Annotated in this window: 17 protein-coding genes and 1 tRNA gene; 13 read left to right on the plus strand and 5 right to left on the minus strand. The window is 68.8% G+C overall.

What is annotated here, in order from left to right:
• Window positions 1–16 precede the first annotated feature (16 nt).
• Complete coding sequence (locus tag GF068_RS13190) at window positions 17–1,081, minus strand: hypothetical protein (RefSeq protein ID WP_338046366.1); 1,065 nt, start codon at window positions 1,079–1,081, stop codon at window positions 17–19.
• A gap of 305 nt (window positions 1,082–1,386) precedes the next feature.
• Between GF068_RS13190 and hrcA the strand changes: the two genes are divergently transcribed.
• Window positions 1,387–2,436 carry a heat-inducible transcriptional repressor HrcA gene (gene hrcA / locus GF068_RS13195; protein ID WP_153819692.1) on the plus strand — a complete coding sequence of 350 codons (1,050 nt, stop codon included), beginning with the start codon at window positions 1,387–1,389 and terminating at the stop codon, window positions 2,434–2,436.
• On the opposite strand, the gene GF068_RS13200 is transcribed toward hrcA, so the two are convergent.
• Complete coding sequence (locus GF068_RS13200; RefSeq protein ID WP_153819693.1) at window positions 2,428–3,471, minus strand: RluA family pseudouridine synthase; 1,044 nt, start codon at window positions 3,469–3,471, stop codon at window positions 2,428–2,430. The genes hrcA and GF068_RS13200 overlap by 9 nt on opposite strands.
• Before the next feature lie 271 nt (window positions 3,472–3,742).
• Between GF068_RS13200 and GF068_RS13205 the strand changes: the two genes are divergently transcribed.
• Window positions 3,743–4,531, plus strand: coding sequence for a response regulator (locus tag GF068_RS13205; RefSeq protein ID WP_338046367.1), 789 nt, complete (start codon window positions 3,743–3,745; stop codon window positions 4,529–4,531).
• A 149-nt stretch (window positions 4,532–4,680) separates the two neighbouring features.
• Window positions 4,681–7,482, plus strand: a complete 2,802-nt coding sequence (locus tag GF068_RS13210) for a valine--tRNA ligase (RefSeq protein ID WP_170319458.1) — start codon at window positions 4,681–4,683, stop codon at window positions 7,480–7,482.
• Between the two features lie 22 nt (window positions 7,483–7,504).
• Here GF068_RS13210 and GF068_RS13215 read toward each other — a convergent pair whose 3' ends face one another.
• On the minus strand, window positions 7,505–8,449 hold the full coding sequence (locus GF068_RS13215; RefSeq protein WP_153819695.1) for a hypothetical protein: 945 nt from the start codon (window positions 8,447–8,449) through the stop codon (window positions 7,505–7,507).
• A 13-nt stretch (window positions 8,450–8,462) separates the two neighbouring features.
• Complete coding sequence (gene rpoN / locus GF068_RS13220; RefSeq protein ID WP_153819696.1) at window positions 8,463–9,992, minus strand: RNA polymerase factor sigma-54; 1,530 nt, start codon at window positions 9,990–9,992, stop codon at window positions 8,463–8,465.
• 351 nt (window positions 9,993–10,343) lie between these two features.
• Here rpoN and GF068_RS13225 point away from each other — a divergent pair, with 351 nt between their 5' ends.
• Window positions 10,344–11,069 carry a Crp/Fnr family transcriptional regulator gene (locus GF068_RS13225; RefSeq protein ID WP_153819697.1) on the plus strand — a complete coding sequence of 242 codons (726 nt, stop codon included), beginning with the start codon at window positions 10,344–10,346 and terminating at the stop codon, window positions 11,067–11,069.
• Here GF068_RS13225 and GF068_RS13230 read toward each other — a convergent pair.
• On the minus strand, window positions 11,023–11,445 hold the full coding sequence (locus tag GF068_RS13230) for a response regulator (protein ID WP_170319459.1): 423 nt from the start codon (window positions 11,443–11,445) through the stop codon (window positions 11,023–11,025). The two genes, GF068_RS13225 and GF068_RS13230, sit on opposite strands and share 47 nt — an antisense overlap.
• 487 nt (window positions 11,446–11,932) lie before the next feature.
• Between GF068_RS13230 and GF068_RS13235 the strand changes: the two genes are divergently transcribed.
• The 9 genes from GF068_RS13235 to GF068_RS13275 all read left to right on the plus strand — a co-directional run bounded on the left by GF068_RS13235 (window position 11,933) and on the right by GF068_RS13275 (window position 26,352).
• On the plus strand, window positions 11,933–13,324 hold the full coding sequence (locus GF068_RS13235) for a hypothetical protein (RefSeq protein WP_153819699.1): 1,392 nt from the start codon (window positions 11,933–11,935) through the stop codon (window positions 13,322–13,324).
• A 73-nt stretch (window positions 13,325–13,397) separates the two neighbouring features.
• A complete protein-coding gene (locus tag GF068_RS13240; protein ID WP_153819700.1) occupies window positions 13,398–14,336 on the plus strand; it encodes a hypothetical protein in 939 nt (312 codons plus the stop codon).
• A gap of 81 nt (window positions 14,337–14,417) precedes the next feature.
• Window positions 14,418–14,499, plus strand: a tRNA-Leu gene (locus GF068_RS13245).
• A gap of 175 nt (window positions 14,500–14,674) precedes the next feature.
• Window positions 14,675–17,707, plus strand: coding sequence for a preprotein translocase subunit SecA (gene secA / locus GF068_RS13250; protein ID WP_153819701.1), 3,033 nt, complete (start codon window positions 14,675–14,677; stop codon window positions 17,705–17,707).
• Complete coding sequence (locus GF068_RS13255) at window positions 17,704–19,791, plus strand: class I SAM-dependent methyltransferase (RefSeq protein WP_153819702.1); 2,088 nt, start codon at window positions 17,704–17,706, stop codon at window positions 19,789–19,791. Before secA ends, GF068_RS13255 begins: the two co-directional genes overlap by 4 nt.
• A gap of 40 nt (window positions 19,792–19,831) precedes the next feature.
• Entirely contained in the window at window positions 19,832–23,692 is a 3,861-nt protein-coding gene (locus GF068_RS13260) for a hypothetical protein (protein WP_153819703.1), read from the plus strand.
• Window positions 23,693–23,736: 44 nt separating this feature from the next.
• Window positions 23,737–24,462 (plus strand): Crp/Fnr family transcriptional regulator, encoded by a 726-nt coding sequence (locus GF068_RS13265; protein ID WP_153819704.1) that lies wholly within the window; start codon window positions 23,737–23,739, stop codon window positions 24,460–24,462.
• 84 nt (window positions 24,463–24,546) lie between these two features.
• A complete protein-coding gene (folB, locus tag GF068_RS13270) occupies window positions 24,547–24,924 on the plus strand; it encodes a dihydroneopterin aldolase (protein ID WP_153819705.1) in 378 nt (125 codons plus the stop codon).
• Between the two features lie 30 nt (window positions 24,925–24,954).
• The gene (locus tag GF068_RS13275) at window positions 24,955–26,352 is read left to right on the plus strand and encodes a CehA/McbA family metallohydrolase domain-containing protein (RefSeq protein ID WP_153819706.1); all 1,398 of its coding nucleotides are present in this window, start codon (window positions 24,955–24,957) and stop codon (window positions 26,350–26,352) included.
• Window positions 26,353–26,394: the final 42 nt, after the last annotated feature.

The following is a 26,394-nucleotide window of genomic DNA, read 5'->3' on the forward strand; positions in this document are numbered from 1 at the left end:
CGAGATCCGAGCGGTTTTACTCGCCGACCTGCGCGACGTAACTCACGCGCGCGACCGGATCGTAGAGCGGGTTCAAGACCTGCACCGGCGGGGCCACGAGCCCTGCGTACTGCGTGTTGTCGAGCACCACGTAGTAGAGCCCCGGCGCGAGGTTGAACTTCTTCGTCTGCGCCGGCCCTGGCGCGAGCGGCGCGCCGCCGAGCACCGGACCCGGCGCCGGCCCGAGCGGCTTGCCCGTCTGGTACGACTCGCGCCACATGTCGCCGACCGGCTTGGCGACGATCATCACGTCGACCGTCGGCCCCTGCACGCTCATCGTCAGGTAGAGCGATTGCCCCGATCCGACCTCGAAGGGCCCGAGGTAGTCGCGCGCGTTGCCGTGGATGTCCAAGCTCTCGTTCGCGAACGTGAACCTCTCGTCGTCCTGCACCTTGAACGGCTTGATGGGCTTGTTCGGCGGCGTGAGGATCCCGAGCGTGAACTCGTTGCCGCGGTCCTCGTTGGCCACGACCGTGAACCCACGCGTCAGCTCGCCCGTCATCACCTGGTTGCCGAAGAAGTTCGTCAACGTGCCGAAGGGCGGGATGTTCGAGGCGATGTTGAACGCGGGGTTCTCGATGTACCCGAGCCGGAAATCCGGCCCCGAGATGATGCGGTTGAGCCGTCCCCAGACGTAGATGTCGTCGTCGGCGATCGCGAAGTCGGGCCGCAGCTCGATCGTCGTCGACGCCGAGAACCCGACACGCTTGGCCGGGTTCATGTAGCCGTAGCCCGTGCCCGAGAAGCTCACCGCCACGGTTTGTCGTGCGTCGTCGACGGTGTAGTTACACGTCATCGGGAAGAAGCGGCCGATGGCGGGCGAGGCCGAGTCGGTCTTCAGCGAGACGCCTATCTTCAGCATCTCCGGACAGATCCGGCTCGCGCCGAAGTTCGAGAACAGCCACCACCGGAGCTGCGGGTTCGCGTTCACCACGCCGCCGGCACAAGGGCATCCGGCCACGGCGAAGGAGAGCGCGAGCACGAGCACGACCAGGAATGCGCCCGCCGGTCGGGCGGACGACTTGCGACGGGAGGCAAGCACGCGGATTACCATAGCGACAGAGCGGGCGAGCGTGTCCGGGAACCTGCACCAAAGAGCCAGGATCCAGGGCGCGCTCCGTTGGAGGTGGAAACGACGCCGAAGGAAGGCCCTCCTTGGACGCGTTCTCCGGCCCTCCCCTGAAAACCGGGCACGAATCCGGCACTTCGGAGGCCGCTGGAGGAATTTGCCCTGGATTCGTCGGTCGGATTTGACCTCTCCATCCAGCAGGCCTACAAAAAGCGAAGCAAGCTAGCGCAGGGGAGAGAGACGACGACCCCGGGTGGCTCGTAGGGACGGACGCGATCATGAGTGACCTGACGAACCGCTCTCGAAAGATCCTTCTCGCCGTCGTCACCGAGTTCATCTCGACCGGCGCCGCGGTGGGAAGTCGCACGCTCGCGCGCAAGTATGGCCTCGACCTCTCGGCGGCCTCCGTTCGCAACGTGCTCGCCGATCTCGAGGAGGCCGGCTACCTCAAGCAGCCGCATACGTCCGCGGGCCGCGTCCCTACCGATCGCGCGTTGCGCCTCTTCATCGACACGCTCGTGCAGGCGCGCGCCTACAGCCCCGAAGAGCAGGCCAAGCTCGGCCAACGTTTCGCCGAGATCTACGCGCTCGCGACAGACCCGATGCGCGAGGCCGGGCGGTACCTCTCCGAGCTCTCCGGCACGGCGGCGGTCATCGCCTCGCCGCGCACCGAGCTCCGCGCGCTCTCGCAGCTCCGCTTCATCCCCACGCGCCCCGGCCAGCTCCTCGCCGTGCTCGTCTTCTCCGACGGCTCCGTCGAGAACCGCTTCATCCAGATCGAAGAGGTCCCCGCCGAGCCGGAGCTCACGCGTATCCACAACCTGCTCGCCGACGTCATCGAAGGCCGCTCGCTCGGCGAAGCCCGCGACCTCTTCGCGCGCCGCCTCGCCGACGAACGTATCGCCCTCGACGCCTTGCGTCGCCGCGCCTTCGAGCTCGGTCGCCGCGCGACCGCCGACGTGAACCGCCGCGGCGGCGACGTCGTCATCGAGGGCCAGGGCAAGCTCATCGACCTGCCCGAGTACACCGACGCGTCGCGCTTGAAGAAGCTGCTCCGCGCCCTCACCGAGCGCGAGGATCTGCTCAAGCTGCTCGACAAGGTCATCGCCGCGGGCGCGGTCACGGTGTTCGTCGGCAGCGAGGCCGGCGAGCTCGGCGAAGGTGATCTCAGCCTCGTCGTCGCGCCGTACACCGAGCACGGCCGCGTCGCCGGCACCATCGGCGTCCTCGGCCCGACGCGTATGGACTACGCGAAGGTCATGCCCCTCGTCGACGCGACGGCCACCGCGATGAGCGAAGCGCTCGGCGGTCGGCGTGGCTCATCCTGAGGCGCGCAACCTCTCGAGCACGCCCTCGAAATCCTTGGGCGGAGGTTCCTCGAAGAGCACCTCCTCGCCCGTCTGCGGGTGCTCGAAGCCGAGCTCCGTCGCGTGCAACATGAGACGCGGCGCGTCGATACGCGGGCCCGCGTAGTCGCGCACGTACACGTTCTCCCCGACGATCGGATGTCCCGCCTCGGAGAGGTGGATGCGGATCTGATGCGTTCGTCCCGTCTCCAGCCGGCACGCGACGAGCGTCGCGCCGCGCAGCCGTTCGAGCGGCTCGACGTGCGTCACCGCGAGTTGCCCCTCTCCGCGTCGTTGTCCCTCGTCGAGCGAGCCACGCAGGCCATCTCCGCGATCGGCGATGAGCCGCGATCGGAACGTCCTCTTGCCGAGGTCGCCGTGCACGATCGCGAGGTAGACGCGGCGCACCGAGTGCACGCGGAACTGCTGGGACAAACTCTTCTTCGCGGCGAGCGTCCGCGTGAAGACGAGCAGCCCGCTCGTCGCCTTGTCGAGCCTGTGCACCACGCCGAGCGGCGCGCGTCCGCGGATCTTGTCGCGGCGCGCGAGCAGGTCCCGCACGAGCGCGTCGAGCGTCTTCTCTCGCTCCTCGGGTGACTCGTCTCCGAACGGGATCGTCGAGATCCCCGCGGGCTTTCGCACCACGACGAGGGCGGGATCCACGTGCACCACGAGCTCCTCGCCGAGCTCGGCGAGCCGCGCGGCCTTGCGCGAAGGCGCCCGCGGGTGCCGCGTGATCTCGGCGCCGGCCCGTGTTTTTCGGGTCGAATCGAGCATCTGCGTCCCGTCGACGGCGATCTTGCCCGTCTCGATGAGCCTTCGCGCGTCGGACCACGAGAGCGCGCCGAGCGTCCGGACCACCCCGTCGAGCGGGCGACCTCCGAGCTCCGGCGGGACGATCCAGGTCGCGTCGGGCGAACCGAGCGAGCTCGCCGGCTGACCGGCGGGGGGCGGGGTGCGAGGTGCGCCACGCGAGGCGGCGCGGGAGCGGGAGCGGGTCGGGTTGCGCGAGGACATGCGGGAAAACGGCGGGCAGGCAGACCAACGATCGCGCTCACGATGACGTGCCGCGCATGAATATGCCGCTCGATTTTTCCTCGTGGGCCTCGCTTGCGCTATGCTCGCGTCGCTCTTCGGAGCAACGTTCGATCGTGGGCGCTCGACACTTCACGCCGCATGGGCGCCCGCGGCGAAAAATCATCCGGCTTGTTGACACGCCGCGCGCGCGAGACCGAAGATAGCGCGAAAGACAGCCCCAGCGGCGCTTTACCCCAGAGGAGACCGTTCCGTGGCCAGCACCATCCTCGCCGTCGACGACAGCGTGACCATGCGCAAGGTCCTCGAGATCACGTTTGCGGGTCCCGAGTTTCGCTGCGTGACGGCCAATGGGCCCGACGCCGCCCTGGAGAAGCTCAAGACCGAGAAACCTGCCCTCGTGATCACGGACGGCACGCTCTCGCCCCTGAACGGTTACGAACTCTGCAAGGCGATCAAGGCGGCCTCGCCCGGGACCCAGGTCCTCTTCCTGTCGTCCAAGCAAAACCCCTACGATCCGGCCAAGGGCACGGCGGCCCAGGCCGACGACCACATCGACAAGCCGTACGACAGCACGGCGATGATCGACAAGGTCAAGAAGATGCTGGCGTCGCCCGGCAAGCCGGCCGAGGCCCCGAAGGCCGCCGCCGCGCCGATCGCCGCGCCGACCCCGGCCGCCGCCGCCAAACCGACGCCCGTCGCTGCCGCTGCGGCTCCGCCCCAGCGCGCCAAGACGATGCTCTACAACCCGGGCGGCGTGAACGCGGGCCTGCCGGGCATGCCCGGCGCCGCGCAGAAGCCCGAGCCCGCGCTCGCGAAGACGGACGTCTCGGCCAAACCCGGCAGCCCCGCCGCTGCCGTCGCGGGCGCGGTGAACGGCGGTCAGATGGCGGCGCGCCTCGAAGAGATGGGCCTGACGCCCGCGCAGATCGAAGGCGTACTCGCGCTCTCGCGCGAGGTCGTCGAGCGTGTCGTGTGGGAGGTCGTCCCCGTCCTCGCCGAGACGCTGATCAAGGAAGAGATCGCGCGGCTGACGAAGTGACGATGGGGGGGTCCGGGAACCCCCCCAAACCCCCCTGAGTTTTCCTCAGCGACCGCATTCTAGGCGGCTGTCTTCGACATTTTCTCGCGACCTCTCGTTCGTCGGGGCCTCGTGCATGTTGCCGCGGTGTGGCAATGTGCCTGCCCCCGATGAGCACTGCCGAACTCGCGAAAGCTTACGAGCCGAAGGACGTCGAACCCCGCTGGTACGCCTACTGGGTCGAGCACGACGTCTTCGCCGCGACCCCCGATCCGGCGGACACGCGCCCCGTCTACGTCCTGCCCATGCCGCCCCCGAACGTCACGGGGTCGCTCCACATGGGCCACGCGCTCTTCGTCACGCTCGAGGACGTCCTCACCCGCTGGCATCGCATGCGCGGGTTCAACACGCTCTGGCAACCCGGCATCGATCACGCGGGCATCGCCACGCAGACCGTCGTCGAGCGTCAGCTCAAGCGTGAAGGCAAGAGCCGCCACGACCTCGGGCGCGAGGCCTTCATCGAGCGCGTCTGGCAGTGGAAAAACGAGAGCGGCGGGCGTATCGCCCTCCAGCAGCGCGAGCTCGGCGCGAGCCCCGACTGGCCGCGCAGCAAGTTCACGATGGACGCCGACATGTCACGCGCCGTGCGCGAGGCGTTCGTGCGTCTCTACGAGCAGGAGCTCATCTACCGCGACACGCGCCTCGTGCACTGGGACTGCGAAGCGCAGACCGTGCTCTCGAACCTCGAGGTCGAGAACGAAGAGGCGAACGGCGAGCTCTTCGAGTTCGCGTATCCGATCGCTGGTGGAGAAGGCGAGCTCGTCGTCGCCACGACGCGCCCTGAGACGATGCTCGGCGACACCGCCGTCGCGGTTCATCCCGACGATCCTCGCTACAAGCACCTGCACGGCAAGTTCCTGCAGCACCCGTTCCTCGATCGAAGAGTCCCGATCATCACGGACGCGATCCTCGTGGATCCCAAGTTCGGCACGGGCGCCGTGAAGGTCACGCCCGCGCACGACTTCAACGATCACGAGACGGGCAAGCGCCACAAGCTGGAGATGATCTCCATCATGAACAAGGACGGCACGCTCAACGAGAACGCCGGCCCGTTCAAGGGCCTGGAGCGCTTCGCCGCGCGCAAGGCCGTCAAGAAGGCGCTCGAGGAGAAGGGCCTCGTGCGGGGCTCGAAGAACCACACGCTCGTCTTGCCGCGCAGCGAGCGCAACGGATCGATCGTCGAGCCGATGATCTCCACGCAGTGGTTCGTCAAAACGAAACCCCTCGCCGGCCCTGCGCTCGCCGCCGTTCGTCACGGGCACGTGAAGATCATCCCCGAGGACTGGACGAAGACCTACGAGCACTGGATGACGAACATCCTCGACTGGTGCATCTCGCGCCAGCTCTGGTGGGGCCACCGCATCCCGGCGTTTTACTGCGACGCCTGCGGTCACGTGATGGTCACGCGCGAGGACCCGACGGCGTGCGAGAAGTGCGGCGAAGGCAAACTGCGCCAGGACGAGGACGTGCTCGACACGTGGTTCTCGAGCGGCCTCTGGCCCTTCTCCACGCTCGGATGGCCGAACGACACGGAGATGCTCCGCAAGTTCTACCCGGCGAGTGACCTCGAGACCGGCTACGACATCCTCTTCTTCTGGGTCGCCCGCATGATGATGATGGGCATCCACTTCATGGGCGTGCCGCCCTTCAAGCGCATCCTCTTGCACGGCATGGTCGTCGACGAGACCGGCGACAAGATGAGCAAGGTGAAGGGCAACGTGATCGACCCGCTCGACCTCGTGCACGGCTCGACGTTCGACGCGGTCGTCGAGAAGACGCTGCCCGGCGCGCCACGCGAGGAGTCGCTGAAGAAGTTCAAGAAGGCGTATCCGTCGGCCTCGCAGATGGGCGCGGGCTTCTCCGCGTACGGCGCCGACGCGCTGCGCTTCACGCTGAGCACGTACTCGCCGCAGGCGCGCCGCATCCCGCTCTCGCCGAAGAAGATCGAGGGCTACCGGCACTTCTGCAACAAGATCTGGAACGCGGTGCGCTACGCGCTGCCGTACCTCGAAGGCGCGCGTGTCAGGCGCGAGCCGCCCAAGGCGACGACGCTGACGAACCGGTGGATCCTCTCGCGCCTCGGCGCCGCGCTCGAGACGACGAAGAGCGGGCTCGACGAGTTCCGCCTCGATGAGGCCGCGCTCGCGCTCTACCACTTCTTCTGGGGCGAGCTCTGCGACTGGTACCTCGAGCTCACGAAGCCCGTGCTCAACCCGAGCGCGGGCGCGAAGCCGGGGCCGGAGCAAGACGAGACGAAGGACGTGCTCGCGTACGTGATCGAGGCGTCGATCCGCGCGCTGCACCCGTTCATCCCGTACATCACGGAGGAGCTCTGGCAGCGGCTGCCGCGGCCCGAGGGCTCGCCGAAATCCGTCGCGCTCGCGACCTACCCCGCGCCGGGATCGGTCGCGCGTGACGCGGACGCCGAGCGCGAGATGGGCGTGGTGATGGCCGTGATCAGCGCCGCGCGGACGATCCGCAGCGAGCACGAGGTGCACCCGGGCGCCGAGGTCCCGCTCCTGCTCCGCGCGGAGGGGAATGCCGCGGTCGCGCTCCTGCAGAGCGAGGCGCGCGCGATCAAGACGCTCGTGAAGACCGCGGCGGAGCCGGGCATCGAGGCGCGCGGCGCGGCGCGTCCGAAGGGCTACGTGATGAGCGTGGCGTCGGGCGTCGAGGTGCTCGTCGACCTGCGCGGCCTCGTCGAGGGCGCGAAAGAAGCGGCGCGGATCGAGCGCGAGATCAAGAAGACGGAGAAGGACATCGCCGCGCTGGAGAAGAAGCTCTCCTTGCCGAGCTTCGCGGAGAAGGCGCCGGCCGAGGTCGTCGCGGAGTCGCGCCATCAGCTCGAGGAGCTGAAGAAGAAGCGGGCGGGGCTCGACGAGGCGAAGGGCCTCGCGGCCGAGCTTGGTTGATCTGCCTGGAAGGGGCGCCTCTTCAGGCGCCCCACCAGAGCATCTCGTGCACCCGCATCTCGCCCCCGATGCTCACGATCACCCGTAGTTTGTCCCCGTCCGTCTCCACGACGTGCGCGGGGAACGAGTCCGCCGGGTAAAACGCGCTCTTCACGAACCCCTTCGCGTCGAGCCAGAACAGGTGCACGCCCTCGGGCGTCGGACCGTGCAAGAGGAGCATCCGCCCGCCACCGAGCCAGACGAAGTCGAGCCACTTGAAGCCGAGCTCGGCGAAGCGCTCCGCCGACGGGAAGTCCTCGCCCACGTCACGCAGCTCCGGCAGGTGCGCGCGCAGGTGCTTGTAGAGAAGGTCGTACCGCACCTTCACGAGCCGCGGCATCCGCCGATCCGGCGGCGCGATCACGGGCAGCGCGTCCGCGTCGAACGTCGGCACCTCCACGTGCGTGCGGTAACGATCGACGAGGCGCGGATGATCGATCTCGTCATCGGAGAGCGCCTTCAGCCACCACCCGAAGACCGACAGATCCCCCGTGCCCGCCCGTGACTCGAGCCGCACGAGCGACTCCCACAGCGGCCGCCGCACCTGCCAGATGCCCCCGTGGTTCTTCACGACACACGCGCCCACGTAGAGCGCGCCATGCGTGACGAACTGCACGAGGAACGGCGGTTCGCCCTTCGCTTGTGGTTCGAGCCAAGCGTCCCGCTTCTCCCGCGTGAGCTTCGCGCCGAGCCGGTGCACCGACGCGTCCGAGAAGTCGAGCGCGAGCTCCGGCGCGCCGAGGGCCTTCGGCGCGAGGTGGGCGAACGTCGCGGCGATCGCCTCGATCTGCCCCAAAATCGTGGGATTTCCCGCGGGATTCGCGTCCTCGGTTCGAGCCCTCGCGAGGTCGAACCGGACGTCCTTCGGGTAGTGCGGCTGGAAGAACCGAGCGAAGAGCAGCTCGGCGGTGCGTTTGTCGGCGCTCATGGACAGGGGGCGCTCAGAACATCTTCTTGCGCTTCGACGACGACAGGATCCCGAGCATCTCTCGATACTTGGCCACGGTCCTCCGCGCGATGCGGATGCCGTCCTGGTCCTCGAGGATCTTCACGATCGCCTGATCACTCAGCGGGTTCGACTTGTCCTCCGCCGCGATGATCTTCTTGATCCCCTGCTTCACGCTCTCCGAGGCGATGTCCTCGTCGGCGACGCGGTGGATCGACGAGTTGAAGAAGTACTTCAGCTCGAACAGCCCCTGCGGCGTGTGCACGTACTTGTTCGACGTCACGCGCGAGATCGTCGACTCGTGCATCCCCACGCTCTCGGCCACGTCGCGCAGGATCATCGGCTTCAGGTAGGCCACGCCTCGCTCGAGGAAGTCCTTCTGCTTCTCGACGATGCACTCCGTGACCTTGATGATCGTCCGGCGCCGCTGCTCGATCGCACGGATGAGCCACTGCGCGCTGCGGAGCTTCTCGCTGATGAACTCCTTCGCCTTCGGGTCCTTCAGCATCCGCTGCGCCAGACCCTCGTTGATGAAGAGCCGCTGCAGACCCTTGTCGTTGTCGGTCACGACCCACAGGTCGCCGTCCTTGATGACGTAGACGTCGGGCGTGATGGCGATCGTCTTGTCGTCGACCTCGGCGAAGTTCCGCGCCGGGACGCTCTCGAGCTTCTGGATCTCCTGGACCGACTCGTAGACCTCCTCGAGCGAGATCTTCAGCGCCTTGGCGATCGCCGGGAAGTTCCGCCGCTCGACGTTGTGCAGGTGGTCCTTGATGATGGCCATCTCGACCGCGTCGTAGCCGAGCACCTCGGCCTGGATACGCAGGCACTCCGAGAGGTCACGCGCCGCCACGCCCACCGGGTCGAAGCGCTGGATCATCGCGAGCACCTCGGGCGCGTCCTCCGGGTCGAGCCCCGACTCGTGGGCGAGGTCGTCGAGCGTCAGGTCCGGCTGCTTCGTCCCGTCCGGCGTCTCCCCGCCCGACAGGTCGAGGTAGCCGCGCTCGTCGAGGTTGCCGATCACGAGCTCGGCGAAGCGACACTCGTTCTCCACGAAGTCGCTCATCTGGAGCTGCCAGAGCAGGTGCTCCTGCAGGCTCAGGTTCCGGGTCAGGTTCTGCTCGATCGGCGGCAGCTCCTCGAAGCCGCCCCGCTGGTTGGGCATGGCCTGCTGGAGCTGGCGGTTCTCGAGGAACTGCTCCCAGTCGACCTCCTTGACCCGTTTTTCGGTGTCGCGCATGGCGAGGTCGGTGTCGGAGTGCTCCGAACCCGACCGCTCGAGGTTCAGGTTCCGGCCGTCGGCGTCCTGCGAGTCCCGGTTGTTGGTCCCGGAGGTATCCCGGGACTTCGAGGACACCGATTCGCCCGAGTCGTCGGCGAGCAGCGGGTTGCCGTCGAGCTCCTTGCGGATTTCCTCTACCAGTTCGAGCCGCGACAGCTGGAGCAGCCGGATCGCCTGCACCAGTTGTGGCGTCATCACAAGCTGCTGGGACAGCTTGAACTGGAGCTTCATCTCCATGCCCATCGAGAGCTCCTACCTGGTCGAACACCCTGGGACCCCCACGCCATGGCGGCGTGGAGGCTCGGCCCAGACCAACTTCGGTCCCGGTACCGCATCCCACCCTAGCACCGAAACCGGTCTCGGCCCGAGTCTTGCTTTACCTCGTCCTCAATCTCTTGGTTCAAAAATTGCGCATCCTCGGGACCGAGACAAGCCTTGCCATGGAGTGTTCTGAAACACAATAACTGGAGAAGCTCCCTCAGGGCTCCGGAAGATCCTGATGAGACCCTCAGTCAGGGATGGACGTGAGGTCCATCCCATGATGTTGTATGAGAAGCCCAGCTCACTCGCTCGGCGGTCATACAGGGGGTTACCATGGGTTTGCAGGATGGCGAGGTACAGTCCACGGCAACCAAGACGCGCGCCCGCGCTCAGGAGATCCTCGAGCGCTCCGGGCTCCGAGGCTTGCCCGAGCCCGTCCGGCGCGCCTTGCTCGACGGCGGGAGCCTCGAACGCCTCCCCCGCCGCCAGCGAATCACCCAGCAAGGCCAGCCGGCCCACGCCCTCTACCTCCTCGGCAAGGGCCGCGTGAAGCTCGAGCGCGCGAGAAGCGGGCACGTGTTCCCGGTCGCTCATCGAGGGCCCGGCGACCTCGTCGGGGAGGCGGCGCTCACGGGCGATGTCGCACCGGAGCACGCCATCGTCGCCGACGAGGCCGAGGCGCTCGTGATCCCGGCCACGTTCGTGCGCCGTCTCACGACCACGGACACCACCCTGCAAGCGGTCGTGGCGCGGGCGCTGCTCGAAGGCCAGCGCGCCGCCGAGGACCGACTCGCCTCGCTCCTCTTGCGCAGCGTGCGCGCGCGGCTCGTCGAGATCCTGCTCGACGGGCTCGATCGCTGGGGCGAACCCCACGCGAGCGGTACGGCCCTCGCCGCGCCCTTCACCCACGCCGATCTCGCGAGCCTCATCGGCTCGACGCGCGAGACCGTCACGCTCGAGCTCGGCAAATTGCGCCGCGCCAAGCTCATCGAGCTCGACAGGCGCCGGATCGTCATACCCGACCGCGACGCGCTTGCGCGGTCCGCCGATTCGCCGTGATGCGACGGACGAGCGGGAAGACGCCGGAGCGAGGCGCCGCACGCCGCGTGGCGCGCGCGCCGAACACGGCGTCGAGCAGCCGCTCGAACGGGTACGGCTTGACGATCACGTCCGCGATCTCCGCCGACTCGTGCCGGGGCAAGGGCTGGTTCGTCGTGACGATCACCCGCTGCGGCGCGTTGCCGTGCGCGCGCATCTTCTGAAGGATCTCCGCACACCTCGCCGAGGAGCTCGAGAGGTCGATGACCGCGACGTCGAACGTGCGACTGCCGAGCTCCACGAGCGCCTCGTCGAGCGTCGCCGTCTTCGTCACCTTCGCGCCACGATTCGTGAGCAAGAGCGCGGTGGCCTCGCGCATCAGTTGTTCTTCATCCAAGAGCAGAATCGTCGGTACGTTGAGCATGGCGCCGCGGCACCTTGCAGCGCGCGTGCCGCCTGGCGCCGGTATCGACGAGTTGGTTTCTGAGCTTACCAGCCTTCGTCGCCGCCCCCGGAGATCCCGGGTCGAAACCGAGGCCCCCGCGGCCGCCTGGCCTCTTTCCGTGTGATGGCGCTCTGTGCCCGAAAGAGGCTCGCGTGAGGCGCCTTGCGCGCAAATCGGTGACCGGAAGCGAGGGTTCGTCGTCCGAGGACATTTCGAGGTCCAGGCCGTGCGCGGATTCTTCCCATCCACGAGCGGTCCGGACGTGGAAAGGCCCTCGACCAGAGCGAGCAACCAGAGTCGCCCCGCACGTCCTCCCAGAGCTCCAGGATCAGCCCGATTTCAAGCACTTGCCCGTCCTCGACGTGATGGTTCGGTTCGTGCAGTACGCGTGTCCGCCGGGCCGGTCCTCGCCGGCTCAGGGTTCCTTGGAGGCACGACGATGCATGCTCTTCGCGTACTGACGATTGCCACGCTTTCCTTCGCCACGGCCGCGCTCGCCGGCTGCGGGGACGACGAACCTCGAAACGAGAACAAAAGCTGCTCCGTCCAGGCCCAGACGGGCTGCGAGTCCGGCCAGGTGTGCGAGGAGGTCGAAGGCGCAGAGCCGGCCTGCTTTGCGCCCGTGTCGTTCAAAGGAATCGTCACGAACGCCCTCGACGACAAACCCATCCAGGGCGCGCGGATCGTGGCCCGCGACGCGAACGACGCGGCCGTCTCGCCGGTCGCGATCTCGGCCGCGGACGGGACGTACACCCTCGCCGTGCCGGCCAGACGCGACAGCGCGGGCAAGCCGGTCGCCGCGAAGCTGACGTTGCGCGCGGACGCGTCGGGCTACCAGACGTTCCCGCTGGCGCCGCGTATCGCGCTGCCGATCGACGTGGACACGGCCGCAGGCAGCCCGCCCGTGGTGCAAACCGCGGCGACGGACATCGCGCTCGTGCCGCTGCCGAACGCCTCGGGCCTCGGGTCGATCGCCGGCACGGTGGTGGCCGACGCAGGCCTGGATCTCGTGCCGGCGGGCGCGCTGGTCATCGCCGGCGGCTCGACGGGCATCGTCGACTTCAAGGGCAACTTCGTGGTGTTCAACGTGCCGGCGAACGCGAGCGTGGACGTGCAGGCCTACGCCGCCGGCCTGCAGATCACGCCGAAGACGGTGGCGGTCGAGGCGGGCAAGCAGACGGAGAACGTGGAGCTCCGTATCTCGAGCGCGGCGACGGCGGACGTCTCGGGCAAGCTCTCCATCGTGAACGGCAACGGCAACAGCGTGACGAGCGTGGTGCTGGCGCTGGAGGACACGTTCGTCGAGAACGCGGCGCGCGGCGAGGTGCCGAAGGGGCTGCGCGTGGGCAACGTGACCGGCGACTTCGTGTTCAACGACGTGCCCGACGGCAAGTACGTCGTCCTCGCGGCCTTCGAAAACGACGGCCTCGTGCGTGATCCCGACACCTCCATCGGCGGCACGCAGATCGTCCACATCGAGGTCGCCGGCCAGAACATCACGCTCGCGGAGGGCTTCAAGGTGACGGGCTCGCTCGCGACGGTCTCGCCCGGCAAGGACGCGATCGAAGAGGTGACGGGCACGCCCACGTTCGTCTGGGCCGACGACTCGAGCGAGGACATGTACGAGCTGCGCGTGTTCGACGCGTTCGGCGTGCTGGTCTGGGAAGACCTGGCCGTGCCGAGCGTGAGCGGCTCGAAGGACGTGACCGTGCAATACGGCGGCGAAGCGCTGACCCCGGGCATGATCTACCAGTTCCGCGCGACGTCGATGAAGGACGGCGTGCCGATCTCGCAGACCGAGGACCTGCGCGGCGTGTTCGTCGCCCGCTGATCCGTCTTTCCCCGACTTCCCCGATCCCCGTAAAACCTAGGCTTTCTTTCGAGCCTCCCCCCGAGAGGTGACCATGATGAACTTGCGTCTTTGGAAATCCTGGCTCGCAGCGAGCGTGACGCTCGCCGCCACGGCCGTGCTCGCCGCCGCCTGCGGCTCGGACGGCGACGGCACGTCCGGCAGCAGCAACAACAACGACACCTGCTCGTTCGGCGGCGAGAAGTGCGCCGCCGGCTGCAGCCCGGCGTACGGCTGCATCGAGTGCGCGAGCAACGCAGATTGCCCCTCGAACGAGCCGCTCTGCGTGCTCGGTCGCTGCGAGGAGTGCGCGACGACGGAGCACTGCGCCGTCGCCGAGGCGTGTTTCCCGCGCGATTTCAAGTGCGAGCCGAAGTGCGCCACGAACGGCGACTGCCCCGGCGACTCGCCGATCTGCGACGTGGCCACGGGCGCGTGCCTCGGATGCGTGACGAACGCCGACTGCAAGGACAACAAGAAGCCGATCTGCGATCCGGTGCGCAAGCAGTGCGGCGCCTGCGCGACGAACGCGGACTGCGCCGTCGTCTCGCCGATCTGCGACCAGCAAAAAGGCGAATGCAAGGAGTGCCTGGTCGACGCCCACTGCCCGTCCGGCTCGCTCTGCGGGACCGACGCGAAGTGCCACTCGGCCTGCACGTCGGACGCGAACTGCGAGGACCCGGGCAAACCCGTCTGCGACCTGTCCGACAACTCCTGCGTGGAGTGCCTGACGAACACGCACTGCGGCGCCGCCGAGCCGATCTGCGACGGGAGAAACTGTCAGGTCTGCCTGACGAACGCCGACTGCACGAACCCACAAACCCCGGTCTGCAAAGACAAAAACGAGTGCGTGGTCTGCCTGGCGAACGCCGACTGCAAGGACCCGCTCTTGCCGATCTGCAAAGGTGAGCTCTGCGTGCAGTGCGACAAGGACGAGCACTGCCTCGATCCGCTGAAGCCGAAGTGCGAAAACCAGGTCTGCGTGGCCCCCTGAGCCGCCCGAACCCTGGAGATCCCGCCGTTCGCTGGAAGGATGCGCAGCTCCGCGACATGCTGCTAGAGTGCCGGCCCCCGAGCACGAGTGGCGGAACTGGCATACGCACCGGGTTTAGGTTCCGGCGCCGAAAGGATTGAGGGTTCGACTCCCTCCTCGTGCACTCGTCTTCCCGACGTGGGGGGCTCCCCTCCACGTCGCTCCGCTCCGTTGCGGGAAGCGCTCCGAATCGTTACCAGTTGCGGACCGCAGGATTTGCGCCCGCTTGCTGTACGGACTACGTTCGGCAGGCTCCGCGCCATCCCCCCGACACCTCGATCCGACCAAGGCGAAAGACGATGCTCACCTGGGCGATGAAGAAGATCTTCGGCACCTCGCACGATCGTGCCATCCGCCGCATGCGACCGAAGGTCGAGGCCATCGGGGCCCTCGAGAAGGACCTGAAGAAGCTCTCCGACGCAGAGCTCCAGGCGAAGACGGCCGAGTTCAAGACGAAGCTCGACAACGGCGCGACGCTCGACGACATCCTCATCCCGGCCTTCGCCGTCTGCCGCGAGGCCTCGAGGCGCGTGCTCCGCATGCGTCACTACGACGTGCAGCTCATCGGCGGCATGGTCCTGCACCAGGGCTCGATCGCCGAGATGCGCACGGGCGAAGGCAAGACGCTCGTCGCGACGCTGCCCTGTTACCTCAACGCGCTCGAAGGCAAAGGCGTGCACGTCATCACCGTGAACGACTACCTCGCCAAGCGCGACGCCGAGTGGATGGGCAAGCTCTACGGCGCCCTCGGCCTGAGCACGGGCGTGGTCGTCAACCAGCAGAACGACGTCGACAAGCGGCACGCCTACCGCTGCGACATCACGTACGGCCAGAACAACGAGTTCGGCTTCGACTACCTCCGCGACAACATGAAATTCTCGGCGCTCGACTACCACCAGCGCCCGCTGAACTACGCGATCGTCGACGAGGTCGACTCCATCCTCATCGACGAGGCCCGGACGCCGCTCATCATCAGCGGCCAGGGCGAGCGGTCGAGCGACAAGTACCGCGTCATCAACGAGATCATCCCGCGCCTTCGCAACGAGGAGCACTTCAACGTCGACGAGAAGGGCCACTCCGTCACCCTCACCGACGACGGCGTCGAGCTCGCAGAGAAGCTGCTCTCCGCGATCGGGGTCCTGAAGAGCAAGAACCTCTACGACCCGATCAACCTGGAGACGCTGCACATCCTGAACCAGTGCCTGCGCGCGCACACGCTCTACAAGCGCGACGTCAACTACCTGGTGAAGGAGGGCAAGGTGATGATCGTCGACGAGTTCACCGGCCGCGTGCTCGCGGGTCGGCGCTGGTCGGACGGCCTGCACCAGGCGGTCGAGGCCAAGGAGAACGTGCGGATCCAGGAGGAGAGCCGCACGATGGCGACGATCACGTTCCAGAACCTCTTCCGCATCTACAAGAAGCTCTCGGGCATGACGGGCACGGCGGACACCGAGGCCTCGGAGTTCCACAGCACGTACAAGCTCGACGTCGTCATCATCCCGACGAACAAGAACATCATCCGCACGGACGACGAGGACGTCGTCTACAAGACCGAGCGCGAGAAGTTCACCGCCGTCGTCAACGAGATCATCGAGAAGCACGAGAAGGGCCAGCCGATCCTGGTCGGCACGACGAGCGTCGAGAAGAGCACCGCGATCGCGAAGATCCTCGCGAAGAAGGGGATCAAGCACAGCGTGCTGAACGCCAAGCAGCACGAGAACGAGGCCTACGTCGTGGCGCAGGCCGGTCGCAAAGGCGCGATCACGGTCAGCACGAACATGGCCGGCCGCGGCACCGACATCCTCCTCGGCGGCAACCCCGAGATGCTCGCGAAGCTGCGCTTCAAGGAGCAGAACCGCCTCCCCGAGGCCGAGCCCGAGGCGTACGAGGAGCTCGTCGAGCAGATCCGCAAGGAGTGCGAGGCCGAGGGCAACGAGGTGCGCGAGATCGGCGGGCTCTACATCATCGGCACCGAGCGCCACGAGTCGCGGCGCATCGACAACCAGCTCCGCGGCCGCGCCGGCCGGCAGGGCGACCCGGGCATGAGCCGGTTCTACCTGTCGCTCGAGGACGACCTCATGCGGATCTTCGCGGGCGACCGCGTGAAGAACCTCATGGAGAAGATGGGCATGCCCGACGACGAGCCCATCGAGCACCCCTGGGTCACGAAGAGCGTCGAGAACGCGCAGAAGAAGGTCGAAGAGCGCAACTTCGACATCCGCAAGAACCTGCTCGAGTACGACGACGTGATGAACGCGCAGCGCAAGACGATCTACGACATCCGTCAGCAGCTGCTCGTGGGGCGCTACTCGCCCGACATCGTCGACGAGGAGGGCAAGGCGACGGGCGAGAAGCGCACGATCAAGGCGCTCCCGAGGCTCGTCGAGGACGTGGTGCCGGACGTCGGCTACCTGCTCGGCATGTTCGCGGCCGACCCGATCTCGCCGCGCGACAAGGACGGCAACCCGCGCACGCTGACGCGCAAGGACTTCGAGAAGGTCGAGAAGTTCGTCGAGGCCGAGAACCTGCAGAAGGAGCTCTACACGCGGTACGGCGTGAAGATCACCTTCGAGGGCCGCGAGGACGAGGGGGTCGAGATCTACGACGAGTGCGTGGAGCTGATCCCGCGCGCGCTCACCGAGCAACGCGAGCGCTTCCTCGACCTGATGGACCGCATCATCGGCGCGATGGTCGAGGAGAGCTGCCCGCCCCGCAAGCCGCCGGAGGACTGGGACTGGGGCGGGATCTTCCAGGGCTTCCGCGAGCACTTCGGGATCGAGCTGCCCGACGAGATCAGCGAACACGCCGACCCGCAGCAGCTCGCCGAGGACCTCTACGACCGCGCCGAGAAGGCCTTCGAGGCCCGCGAGAAGGAGATCGGCACGGAGCTCTTGCTGCGCATCTTCCGGCACATCTACCTGGAGGAGCTCGACAAGTCCTGGGTCGATCACCTGACCGACATGGACCACCTGCGCGACGGCATCGGCCTGCGCGGCTACGGTCAGAAGGACCCGAAGCAGGAGTACAAGAAGGAGGGCTACAACCTCTTCGTGACCATGGTCGCGCGCGTGCAGTCGAACGTGATGACCAAGGTCTTCGCGATGAAGGTGCGTCGCGAGGAGGAGGAGCAGGCGATCGAGGAGCAAGACCTCGCCCGCCACGCCGCGCAGCTCGAGCACGCCGTGGCCCACCACGACGAGGAGCTGCCGCCCGGCGCCTCCGAAGAGCCGCCCCCGCAAGAGCCGATCGTCAAGGCCGAACAGGAGTGCCCCTGCGGCAGCGGTAAGCCCTTCATGCAGTGCCACGGCGCAGAGGACGAGGCGTCCGTATGAGCGCCGCCACGTCGAACAGGCCAGTCCACCCGTCGATGGTGCTCGGGGCTTACCTCGAGCGCTTCGTCCGCGCGCGTCGCGTCGCCGTGCTCGGAGACGCGACCCTGGAGCTCGCCGAGCGGCTCGTCGAGCGCGGCGCGCGGCTCGTCCACGCCTACGATCCCGACGCAGCACGCGCGGCCGAGGCCTTCACGCGCACCTCGCAGGACCGCGAGCGGCACGTGACGCACGCGGTGCTCGCAGGAGACCTCGGCGTGCGCGACGGGGCCTTCGACGTGGTCGTGGTGCCCGATCTCTCGATCTTCGCCGACCCGTCCGAGGTGCTGCGCAGGGCGCGCAAGCTCGCCGGCTCGGCCGGCATCGCGGTGATCGCCTCGCCGAACCCCGACGCGTCCCGCCGGCTGCTCGCGCTCTCCGCGCAGCGCAACAAAGAAGCGTCGCCGCCCGGGTATTACGCGCTCTACGACCTCGTCTCGCTCCAGTTCCCGGTCGTGCGCATGCTCGGGCAAGCGCCGTTCGTCGGGTACACGGTGGCGGACTTCGCCGCGGGCCCGGATCTCGAGGTCAGCGTCGACACGTCGCTCCTCCAGGCGACCGAGGAGCCCGAGCACTTCATCGCCATCGCCAGCGAGCGCAAGGTCTCCGTCGACGCGTTCGTCGTCGTGGAGCTCTCGCTCGCCGAGGTGCGCGACGCGATCGGGGCGACGGGCGCGAAGGCCGCGGACGCCGGGCGCGTGAAGGAGCTCGAGACCGCGCTCGCCGCGCACGACGAGCGCAGGCGCACGGACGAGAAATCCGCCGAGGAGCGCGCAGCCGCAGCCGTGGCGACCGCGGCCCGCGTGGTCGAGCTCGAAGCGAAGCTCGAACGGCTGCGCGAGGTGGACACGCGCGCCGGCGACGCGCACGTGCGCGCCGAGCGGCTGACCCACCAGATCCGCGACCTCGAAGAGGAGCTGCGCCGCCAGCGCGACCGCGCGACCAAGCTCGCCAAGCAGCTCGACGACGAGAAGAAGCTGCGCACGAAGGCCGAGGTGGAGCTCGGGCTCGCCCGCGGGACCCCGCAGATCCCAGGCGCCAAGGAGCGCATCGAGCAGCTCACGGCCGACCTCTCCGCCACGCGAGCCCGCGCCCTGGAGCTCGAAGGCGAGCTCAGCGCGGCAGGCGTGGGCATCGAGGAGCTCTCGAACGACAGGGCCGCGCTGCGCGCCCGCGTCGCCGAGCTCGAGCTGCGGCTCGCCGCCCAGGAGGCCGCCGCCGCCACGAAGGAGCCGGACCCGAGCCTGCTCTCGCGTGTCGCCCAGCTCGAAGCCGCGCTCGAGCGATCGGAGGCCGGACGTCTTGCCGCCGTGCGCCGCGCCGACGAGCTCGCCGAGACGCTCGCCGCCACCACGGCCGAAAGGCTCCACCTCGCCGAGAAGACGCAGGCGCTCGAGAAGCAGGTCGCCACGTTGCTCGCCGAGCGCGCCGCGGCCGAGTCGATGGCGCCGGAGATCGACGCGCTCGAAGCGCAGCTCCGGGAGCGAGGTCATCACATCGTGGTGCTCGAAGCGGAGCTCCGCGAAGGTCTGCGGGTGGGCAAGGAGCTCGTCGAGGAGCTCGAAGAGCTCCGCGCGGCCGCCGCGACCCCCGCGGGCGAGGCCACGCCGCCCGCGGCCGCGCCGCAAAACGGCGCCGCCGTGCCGCCGTCGACGGTGGGAGGATTCGCCGCCACGGCGACCGAAGCCGCGCCCCTCGCGACGACCGAGGACGTCACGCTCCCGAGCGCGACCCTCGACGTCACCGAGGCCATGAAGACGCAGCTCGACACGCTCGCCGCGCGCGCGGCCCGCTCCGAGGCCGATCTCAAGGCGGCGGAGTGGCGCATCGCGCAGCTCGAGCTCTCCCTCGCGGCCGCCGAGCGCGGCGAGGGAGAGCCGACGGCCGTGGCGGTCGAGCTCGAGCAAGCCCTGCTCGCGGCCCACCAGGAGCTCGCCACGTTGCGACGAGCGGTCGGCCCCGAGGGCGCGCACGTCGCGCCGGGCGTGGTCGAGCAGGCGGTCCTCCTCCATCAAGTGCAGGACCAGATCGACGGCGCCGCCCCCTGACGGCTCGCCCCCCTTGCCTGGCCGCGCTAACACGTCGGCCATGCGTCCTCGCCTGATCGCCGCGATCGCTCGCATCGCATCCGCCGCCACGCTCGTCGCGGCCCTCGGCGCCTGCGGATCGGCCCTTCCCAAGGCGGCCGCCGATCCGATCGACGCCATGCGCGCCGAAGCGAGCGCCTCGCAGGACGGCGAGGTCCTCGGCCGCTGGCTGCTCGGCGAGCTGCTCGTCCCCGGCGGCGACGCGGCGCGGGCCAAGCAGGCGCGCGCGAAGCTCGACAAGGCCGCGAACAAGGGCCTCTACGGCTCGCTCGCGCGCGCGGTCGACGACGAGCTCCACGGACGCTTCCGCGCCGCCGCCCTCGCCCACCTCGACGCCGTCACCGCGGCCCGCACCACCGATCACCCCGACGCGCCGCTCGTCGGCTGGTACGCGGCGAGCCACCTCCTCCGCCTGCGATCGAGCGTCCCCGGGATCTGGAAGCTCGCCGAGGACACCGTCCTGCGCACGATCGATCAGCCCGGCTTCATCGGCTGGCGCGCGCGCAGCGACCTCGCCGAGTGGTGGAGCGTCGAGGGCCTGCGCAAGGAGGCGACCACGAAGGACAAGAGCTCGCTCGAGCTCGCGGCCGAGCGCTTCGGCTGCGCCAAGAAGGCGCGCCTCGCCGGCCCCTTCGGCCACCTCGCGGCCGGCGATCACCGCGTGCACTACGAGGCCGAGCGCGCCGGCCCCTGGCCTCGCCTCTTCCCGGCCGATCCGCGCCGCTCGGATCGACCCCGCGTCCTCGCCACCGAGCGGCGCGGCTGCCAGATTCGCTCGGCCGAGCCCGTCGCGGGTGGCGTCTTCTACGCCGAGACCTTCCTCGACCTCCCGGCCGAGCGTGAGGTCCTCGTCGCCGTGCAGGGCGCGTTCTCCCTCCGCGTCGACGACGTCGAGGTCCTCACGCGTGACCCGCGCGACTGGGGCATCTGGCCGCGCTTCGGCGCGCGCCTCCGCCTCTCCGCGGGCCGCCACCGCATCCTCGCGCGAGTCGGCAGCGCCGAGACCGGCATCCGCGTCCTCGCGCCGAACGGCCTTCCTCTCGGCGCCGAGACCTCCGACGATCCTACGGCGCCGTACGTCCTCGAGCCGCCGACGATCCTCCCCGATCCCAATGCCCTCGAGCCCTTCCTCCTCGCGCTCGGCGTCCCCGCGGCGCCGCGCACCCCGCGCCCTTCGCCGCGTGACACGAAGGATCCCATCGCGCGTTACCTCGCCGCGTGGCTCTCGCACATCGAGGGGCAGGACGACCTCGCCTCCGTGCTGCTCGAGCCTCTCGTGAAGGATCCCTCTCGCGCCACGGGCCCCGCGCTCTCCACGCAGGCCCTCTTCATCGAGAAGGACCCGATCTTCCCGCAGAACGACGCGCGTGACCTCGTGAAGGACGTCCGCGCGCGCGCCGTCCAGAAGGACCCCGACCTCTGGCTCTCGCTGTTCTGGCTCGCGCTCGACGAGGCTGACAAGGTCGGCGCGCCCGAGGCCGCCTCCAAGGTCGCCAAGCTCGCCGATCGCTTCCGCGAGGTCCCCGATATCTTGAAGGGCCTCGGCCGCATGTACGCGCAGATCGGCTGGAGCGTCGAACATGCGCGCACCGTCAAGGACACGGCCGCGCGCTTCTCCGAGGACACCGAGGCCCTCTTCGCGCTCCTGCGCCTCCACGACGAGCGCGGCGACGTCGCCGAGGCCGACAAGATCGCCAAGCGCATCGAGGCCCTCGACCCCGACGCCGAGGTCGCCCTCCAGCGCGCCCTCGAGCGGCGCGACTGGGGCGCCGCCATCCGCGAGCTCGAGCGGATCGGCAAGACCCGCCGCGATCGCCAGGACATCACCGGCAAGATCGCCGACCTCCTCACGCGCGCCGGCGCGCAGCGCGAGTCGATCGAGGCCCTCGAGCGGGCCGTCCGCCAGAACCCCGAGGACGCCGCGGCGCGCCTCGCGCTCGCCGACGCTCGCCTCGCCCTTGGTGATCGCGCGGCCCTGCGCAGCGCGCTCGTCGAGGCCATCCAGACCGGCGCCGACCCTGCCGCGCTGCGCGAGGCGATCGAGCTCGTCGAGGGCACGACCGAGCTCACGCCCTACCGGATCGACGGCAAGAAGGCGATCGCGCAGTTCGAGGCCGCGGGCGTGAAGATGCCCGGCACGGCGGCGCGCGTGCTCGACTACGCCACGCTCTGGGTCCACGCCGACGGCTCGGCGCGCATGCTCGAGCACGAGATCATCGGCATCCAGTCGCGCGAGGCCATCGAGGAGCTCGCCGAGCAACGTGTCCCGCGTGGCCTCGTCCTCAAGCTCCGCACCGTCAAGAAAGACGGCCGCGTCCTCGAGCCCGAGTTCGTCGACGGCAAGCCCACCGTCACCATGCCTCACCTCGAGGTGGGTGATTACATCGAGACCGAGACCCTCTACACGCTGCGCGGCGACGGCCGCGGCGGCCGCAGCTTCGAGGGCCCGCGCTGGTTCTTCCGCGAGGAGAAGATCCCGTACTTCATCAGCGAGTACGTCGTCGTCTCGCCCAAGAACCGGCCGCTCGACGTCGAGATCGGCGGCGAGGTCCCCGCCCCGACCGTCAAGGAGAACGGCGCCTTCGTCGAGCGTCGCTTCCGCGTCGATCGCAGCCCCGCCCTGCCCGAGGAGCCCGGCAGCGCGCCCACGCAGGAGTTCTTGCCCAACGTGCGCATCGGCTGGGGCATCAACCTGCAGGACCGCATCGATCGCCTCGTCGACGCCACGAGCGACGAGACCCCGCGCGACCCGCGCCTCGTGCGCATCGCCCAGGGCATCGTCACCGGCGCCGCGCCCGACGACGAGGACAAACCTGCCGCTCGACCGACCTCCATCGACGAGCAGGCGCGGCGTATCTATCGCTGGGTCCTCGCGAACGTCGAGCAGGGCCGCGAGGAAGACGGCCGGCGCGCCGTCATCGGCAAGAGCGGCAACCGCACCGAGGCCTTCCTCTACCTCTGCCGCCTCGTCGGCATCGACGCCTCGCTCGGCGCCGTGCGTGATCGCCTCACCCCGCCTGCGCGTGGGCCCCTCAGCGACGCCGAGTCCTTCAACGCGCTCGCCGTCCGCCTCGCCACCGAGCGTGGCGTGCGCTGGATGGTCGTCCGCGACAAGTTCGCGCCGTACGGCTACCTCCCGAGCTCCTTGCGGGGCCAGCCTGCCGTCGTGCTCGCGAAGGGCGCGCCGCGCGAGACCACGCCGCTCACCGGCTCGCGCGACGGCGTCACCTACGAGGGCACGGTCGAGCTGCGCGCCGATGGATCGGCCGCGCTCAAGCTCGAGCAACGCTTCGAGGGCAAGTTCGCCATCATGCTCCGCAGCGCGCTCGAGAGCCTGCCCGACGCTCAGCGTGACGAGGCCATCGAGACCAAGCTCATCGGCCAGGCCCTCCCGGGCGCGCGCCTGCGCTCGCTCGACATCAAGAACGCGAGTGACCTCGACGCGCCGCTCGTCCTCGTCATGGACCTCGAGATGAACGACTTCGCGCGTGTCCGCACGGGCGACATGGTCGTCTCGCCGCCCTTCGCGCTCCGCCTCTCGCCCTTCGCGGCCCTCCCGTCACGTGAGACGCCGCTCTACATCTCCGAACAATCGTCGGTTTTTTCGAATGTTCGCCTGCGCGTGAAGCTCCCCGAGGGCGCGCGGGTCACGAGCCAGCTCGCGGCTGCCTCCACCCAGGACGGAGGCCGCACGGCGACCGTCAGCGATCGCGTGGATCGCGACACCCTCGTCTTCGAGCGGGCGATCAACATCCCTGCGGGCCGGGTGCAGCCCGATGCGTATGGCACCTTCCAGAGCTTCGTCCGCGAGGCCGAGGCGGCGCTCCACCGCGACATCGTAATTTCAGTGGGTTCACGTTAGCGATCTCGCGATACCGCCAACCCTGGTAATATGGACCATGAATCATGGTCACGATCCAGGATAACCGCCGCCCCGCCGTGGATGCGCCGAAGGTGCGCATCAACCGTGCGCTGAAGCTCTGCCCTCTCTTCGAGAAGGTGTCTCGTGCGACGTTCGACAACGCGCTCGACGTCGGCGAGCTCGACGTCGTCCGCGCTGGGATGTCCATCCAGAAGCAACACGACGACGTCACCTCGCTCGCGCTCCTCGGGCACGGTCGTGCTCGACTCGAGCGCAAACTGCCCTCGGGACAGACGGTCCCGCTTGGTTACCGCGGCAGCGGTGATCTGCTCGGCGAGGCTGCGCTCGCGGGCGCCAGGACCTACGTCGAGAGCGCCATCGCCATCGACGAGAGTGAGGTCGTCCGCTTCCCGATCGCCGCGATGCACGCTTGGCTCCGCGAGGATCCGGCGCTCGGCTTGGGGCTGCTCTGCCTCCTCGTCGATCGCCAGCGCGCCGCCGAGGATCGTATCGAGTCGCTCCTCTTCCGCAACGTCGAGGGGCGCCTCGTCGAGTTCCTCCTCGGGGCCGTCGATCGCTGGGGCGTGCCCGACACGCGTGGCACGTTGATCTCCGCGCCGATCACCCACCTCGAGATCGCGCAGTCGATCGGCTCGACGCGCGAGACCGTCACCATCACGCTCGGCGCGCTCCGCAAGGACGGCTTGCTCGCCGTGTCGGGCCGACGGCTGATCGTGGTCGACCGCGACGCGCTCTCGAAGCGGCGGTGACACGAGCGTCCAGCGGGCGACCGACCACGCGTGTTTCCTTTTCGCGTGTTCGGTCGCCGCTCGGCGTGCTATCGCCCGACCGCGATGTCGATCGCCCAGAGCTACCGGATTCGGCTCGAAGGGATCCGGTTCCGCGCGCGCCATGGTGTCTCGCGGGCCGAGCGAGGCTTGCCGCAGGACTTCGTGGTGAACGTCGAGGTCTCGCTCCCCGTCTCGGCTCTGCCTCGGACGGACGCGCTCGCCAAGGTCTTCGACTACGACGGCCTCGCGAACCTGGTCGTCGACGAGGGCACGCGTGCCTCCTACAAGCTGCTCGAGATCCTCGCCGAGCGCCTCATCACGCGCATCCTCGCCGACACGCCCGCGGTCGCCGTGACCGTGCAGGTGAAGAAGTTCGGCCCTCCGACCTCGGTCTCGGTCGACGCGGTCTCCGTCGAGCTCACGGCGAACCGACCTGCGTAACGCGGACGAGCGAGCGGCCTATGATGGGCCATGCTTCGTGCTTCGCTCCTCGCGCCCCTCGTGCTCCTCGCGCTCGGTTGCTCCGGCGAGGACACGAAGACCGTCACGCCCAAGCCCACGCCTCGCGCCTGGGACAAACGCGCCACGCCGAGCGACGTCGCCCTCGGCTCGGTGCGTGGTCACGTGCAGGCGCGCGGCATCCTCCACAGCCACTCGCCCTACTCGCACGACGCTTGTGACGGCGAGGGCCTCGACGAGAGCGGCGTCCCCAGGCCCGACTGCGTCGCGAACCTCCGCCGCGGCATGTGCGACGCCGCGGAGGACTTCGTCTTCCTCACCGACCACGCCGCGCACATGGCCGACGCGGATTTCCCGTCGCTCCTCTTCATCCAGCCTGGCGACGAGCCCGTCCTCGGCGCGGACGGCGCGCCCATCGGCAACTACGTCGCGTGTGGCGACGGCCGCCGCGTGCTCGTCGCCGCGGGCAACGAGAACAGCCTCATGTCCGTTGGCCTCGAGCGCCACCTCCCCGGCGACCCCGAGGCGCGCCTCGCCGCCTACCAGGGCGAAGACGCGGCCACCGTCGCGGCCATGCACGAGGCCGGCGCCCTCGTCATCGTCCCGCACACCGAGTCCCGCGACCCCGCCTGGCTCGCCTCCCTGCCTGTCGACGGCATCGAGGTCTACAACGTCCACGCGGCCATCGACCCTGACATCCGCCGCGACTTCTTTGGCCTCGACGCCTTCGCCGCCGGCGTTTCCATCCTCCCCTTCACCCGCCAGGACGAGGACGGCCCTCAGCCCGACCTCGCGCTCCTCGGCTTCTTCGAGGACCTTCCCGTCTACGGCGAGCGCTGGGACGCCTTGCTCGCCACCCGCCACGTGACCGGCGTCGCGGGCACCGACGTCCACGAGAACACCTTCCCGGGTGTCCTGCGCGACGGCGAGCGTGGCGACAGCTACCGCCGCCTCATGCGCTGGTTCTCCAACATCGCGCTCGTCGACGGCCCGATCACCCCCTCCTCCGTCAAGGCTGCCCTCGCTGCGGGCCGCAGCTACGTCGCCTTCGAGATCCTCGGCGCGCCCTCCGGCTTCGATTTCCACGCCGAGGCCGGCGGTTCGGTCATCGAAATGGGTGGGCAAGCGCCCGAAGGTGCGACGATCGTGGCCCACGCGCCCAAGGTCCACGACCTCGACCCCGCCGTCGAGCCGCCGACCGTCTCCATGCGCCTGCTGCACATCGACGCGTCCGGCACCCGGATCGTGGCCGAGGGTGGCGCGATCCGCCTCGAAAACGCCTCCCCTGGCGCGTACCGCGTCGAGGTCCGCATCCACCCGACCCACCTCCGCCCCCACGTCGGCGACTCCGGCGAGGGGTACATCCGCGAACGTTTGTGGGTCCTTGCCAATCCGATTCGGATTTTATGACGCCGAAGCGAGATCAGTTGCCCGAAAAACCGATGGATCAGA

Origin of the sequence: Polyangium spumosum (assembly GCF_009649845.1) — a bacterium.
Taxonomy (GTDB): domain Bacteria; phylum Myxococcota_A; class Polyangia; order Polyangiales; family Polyangiaceae; genus Polyangium; species Polyangium spumosum.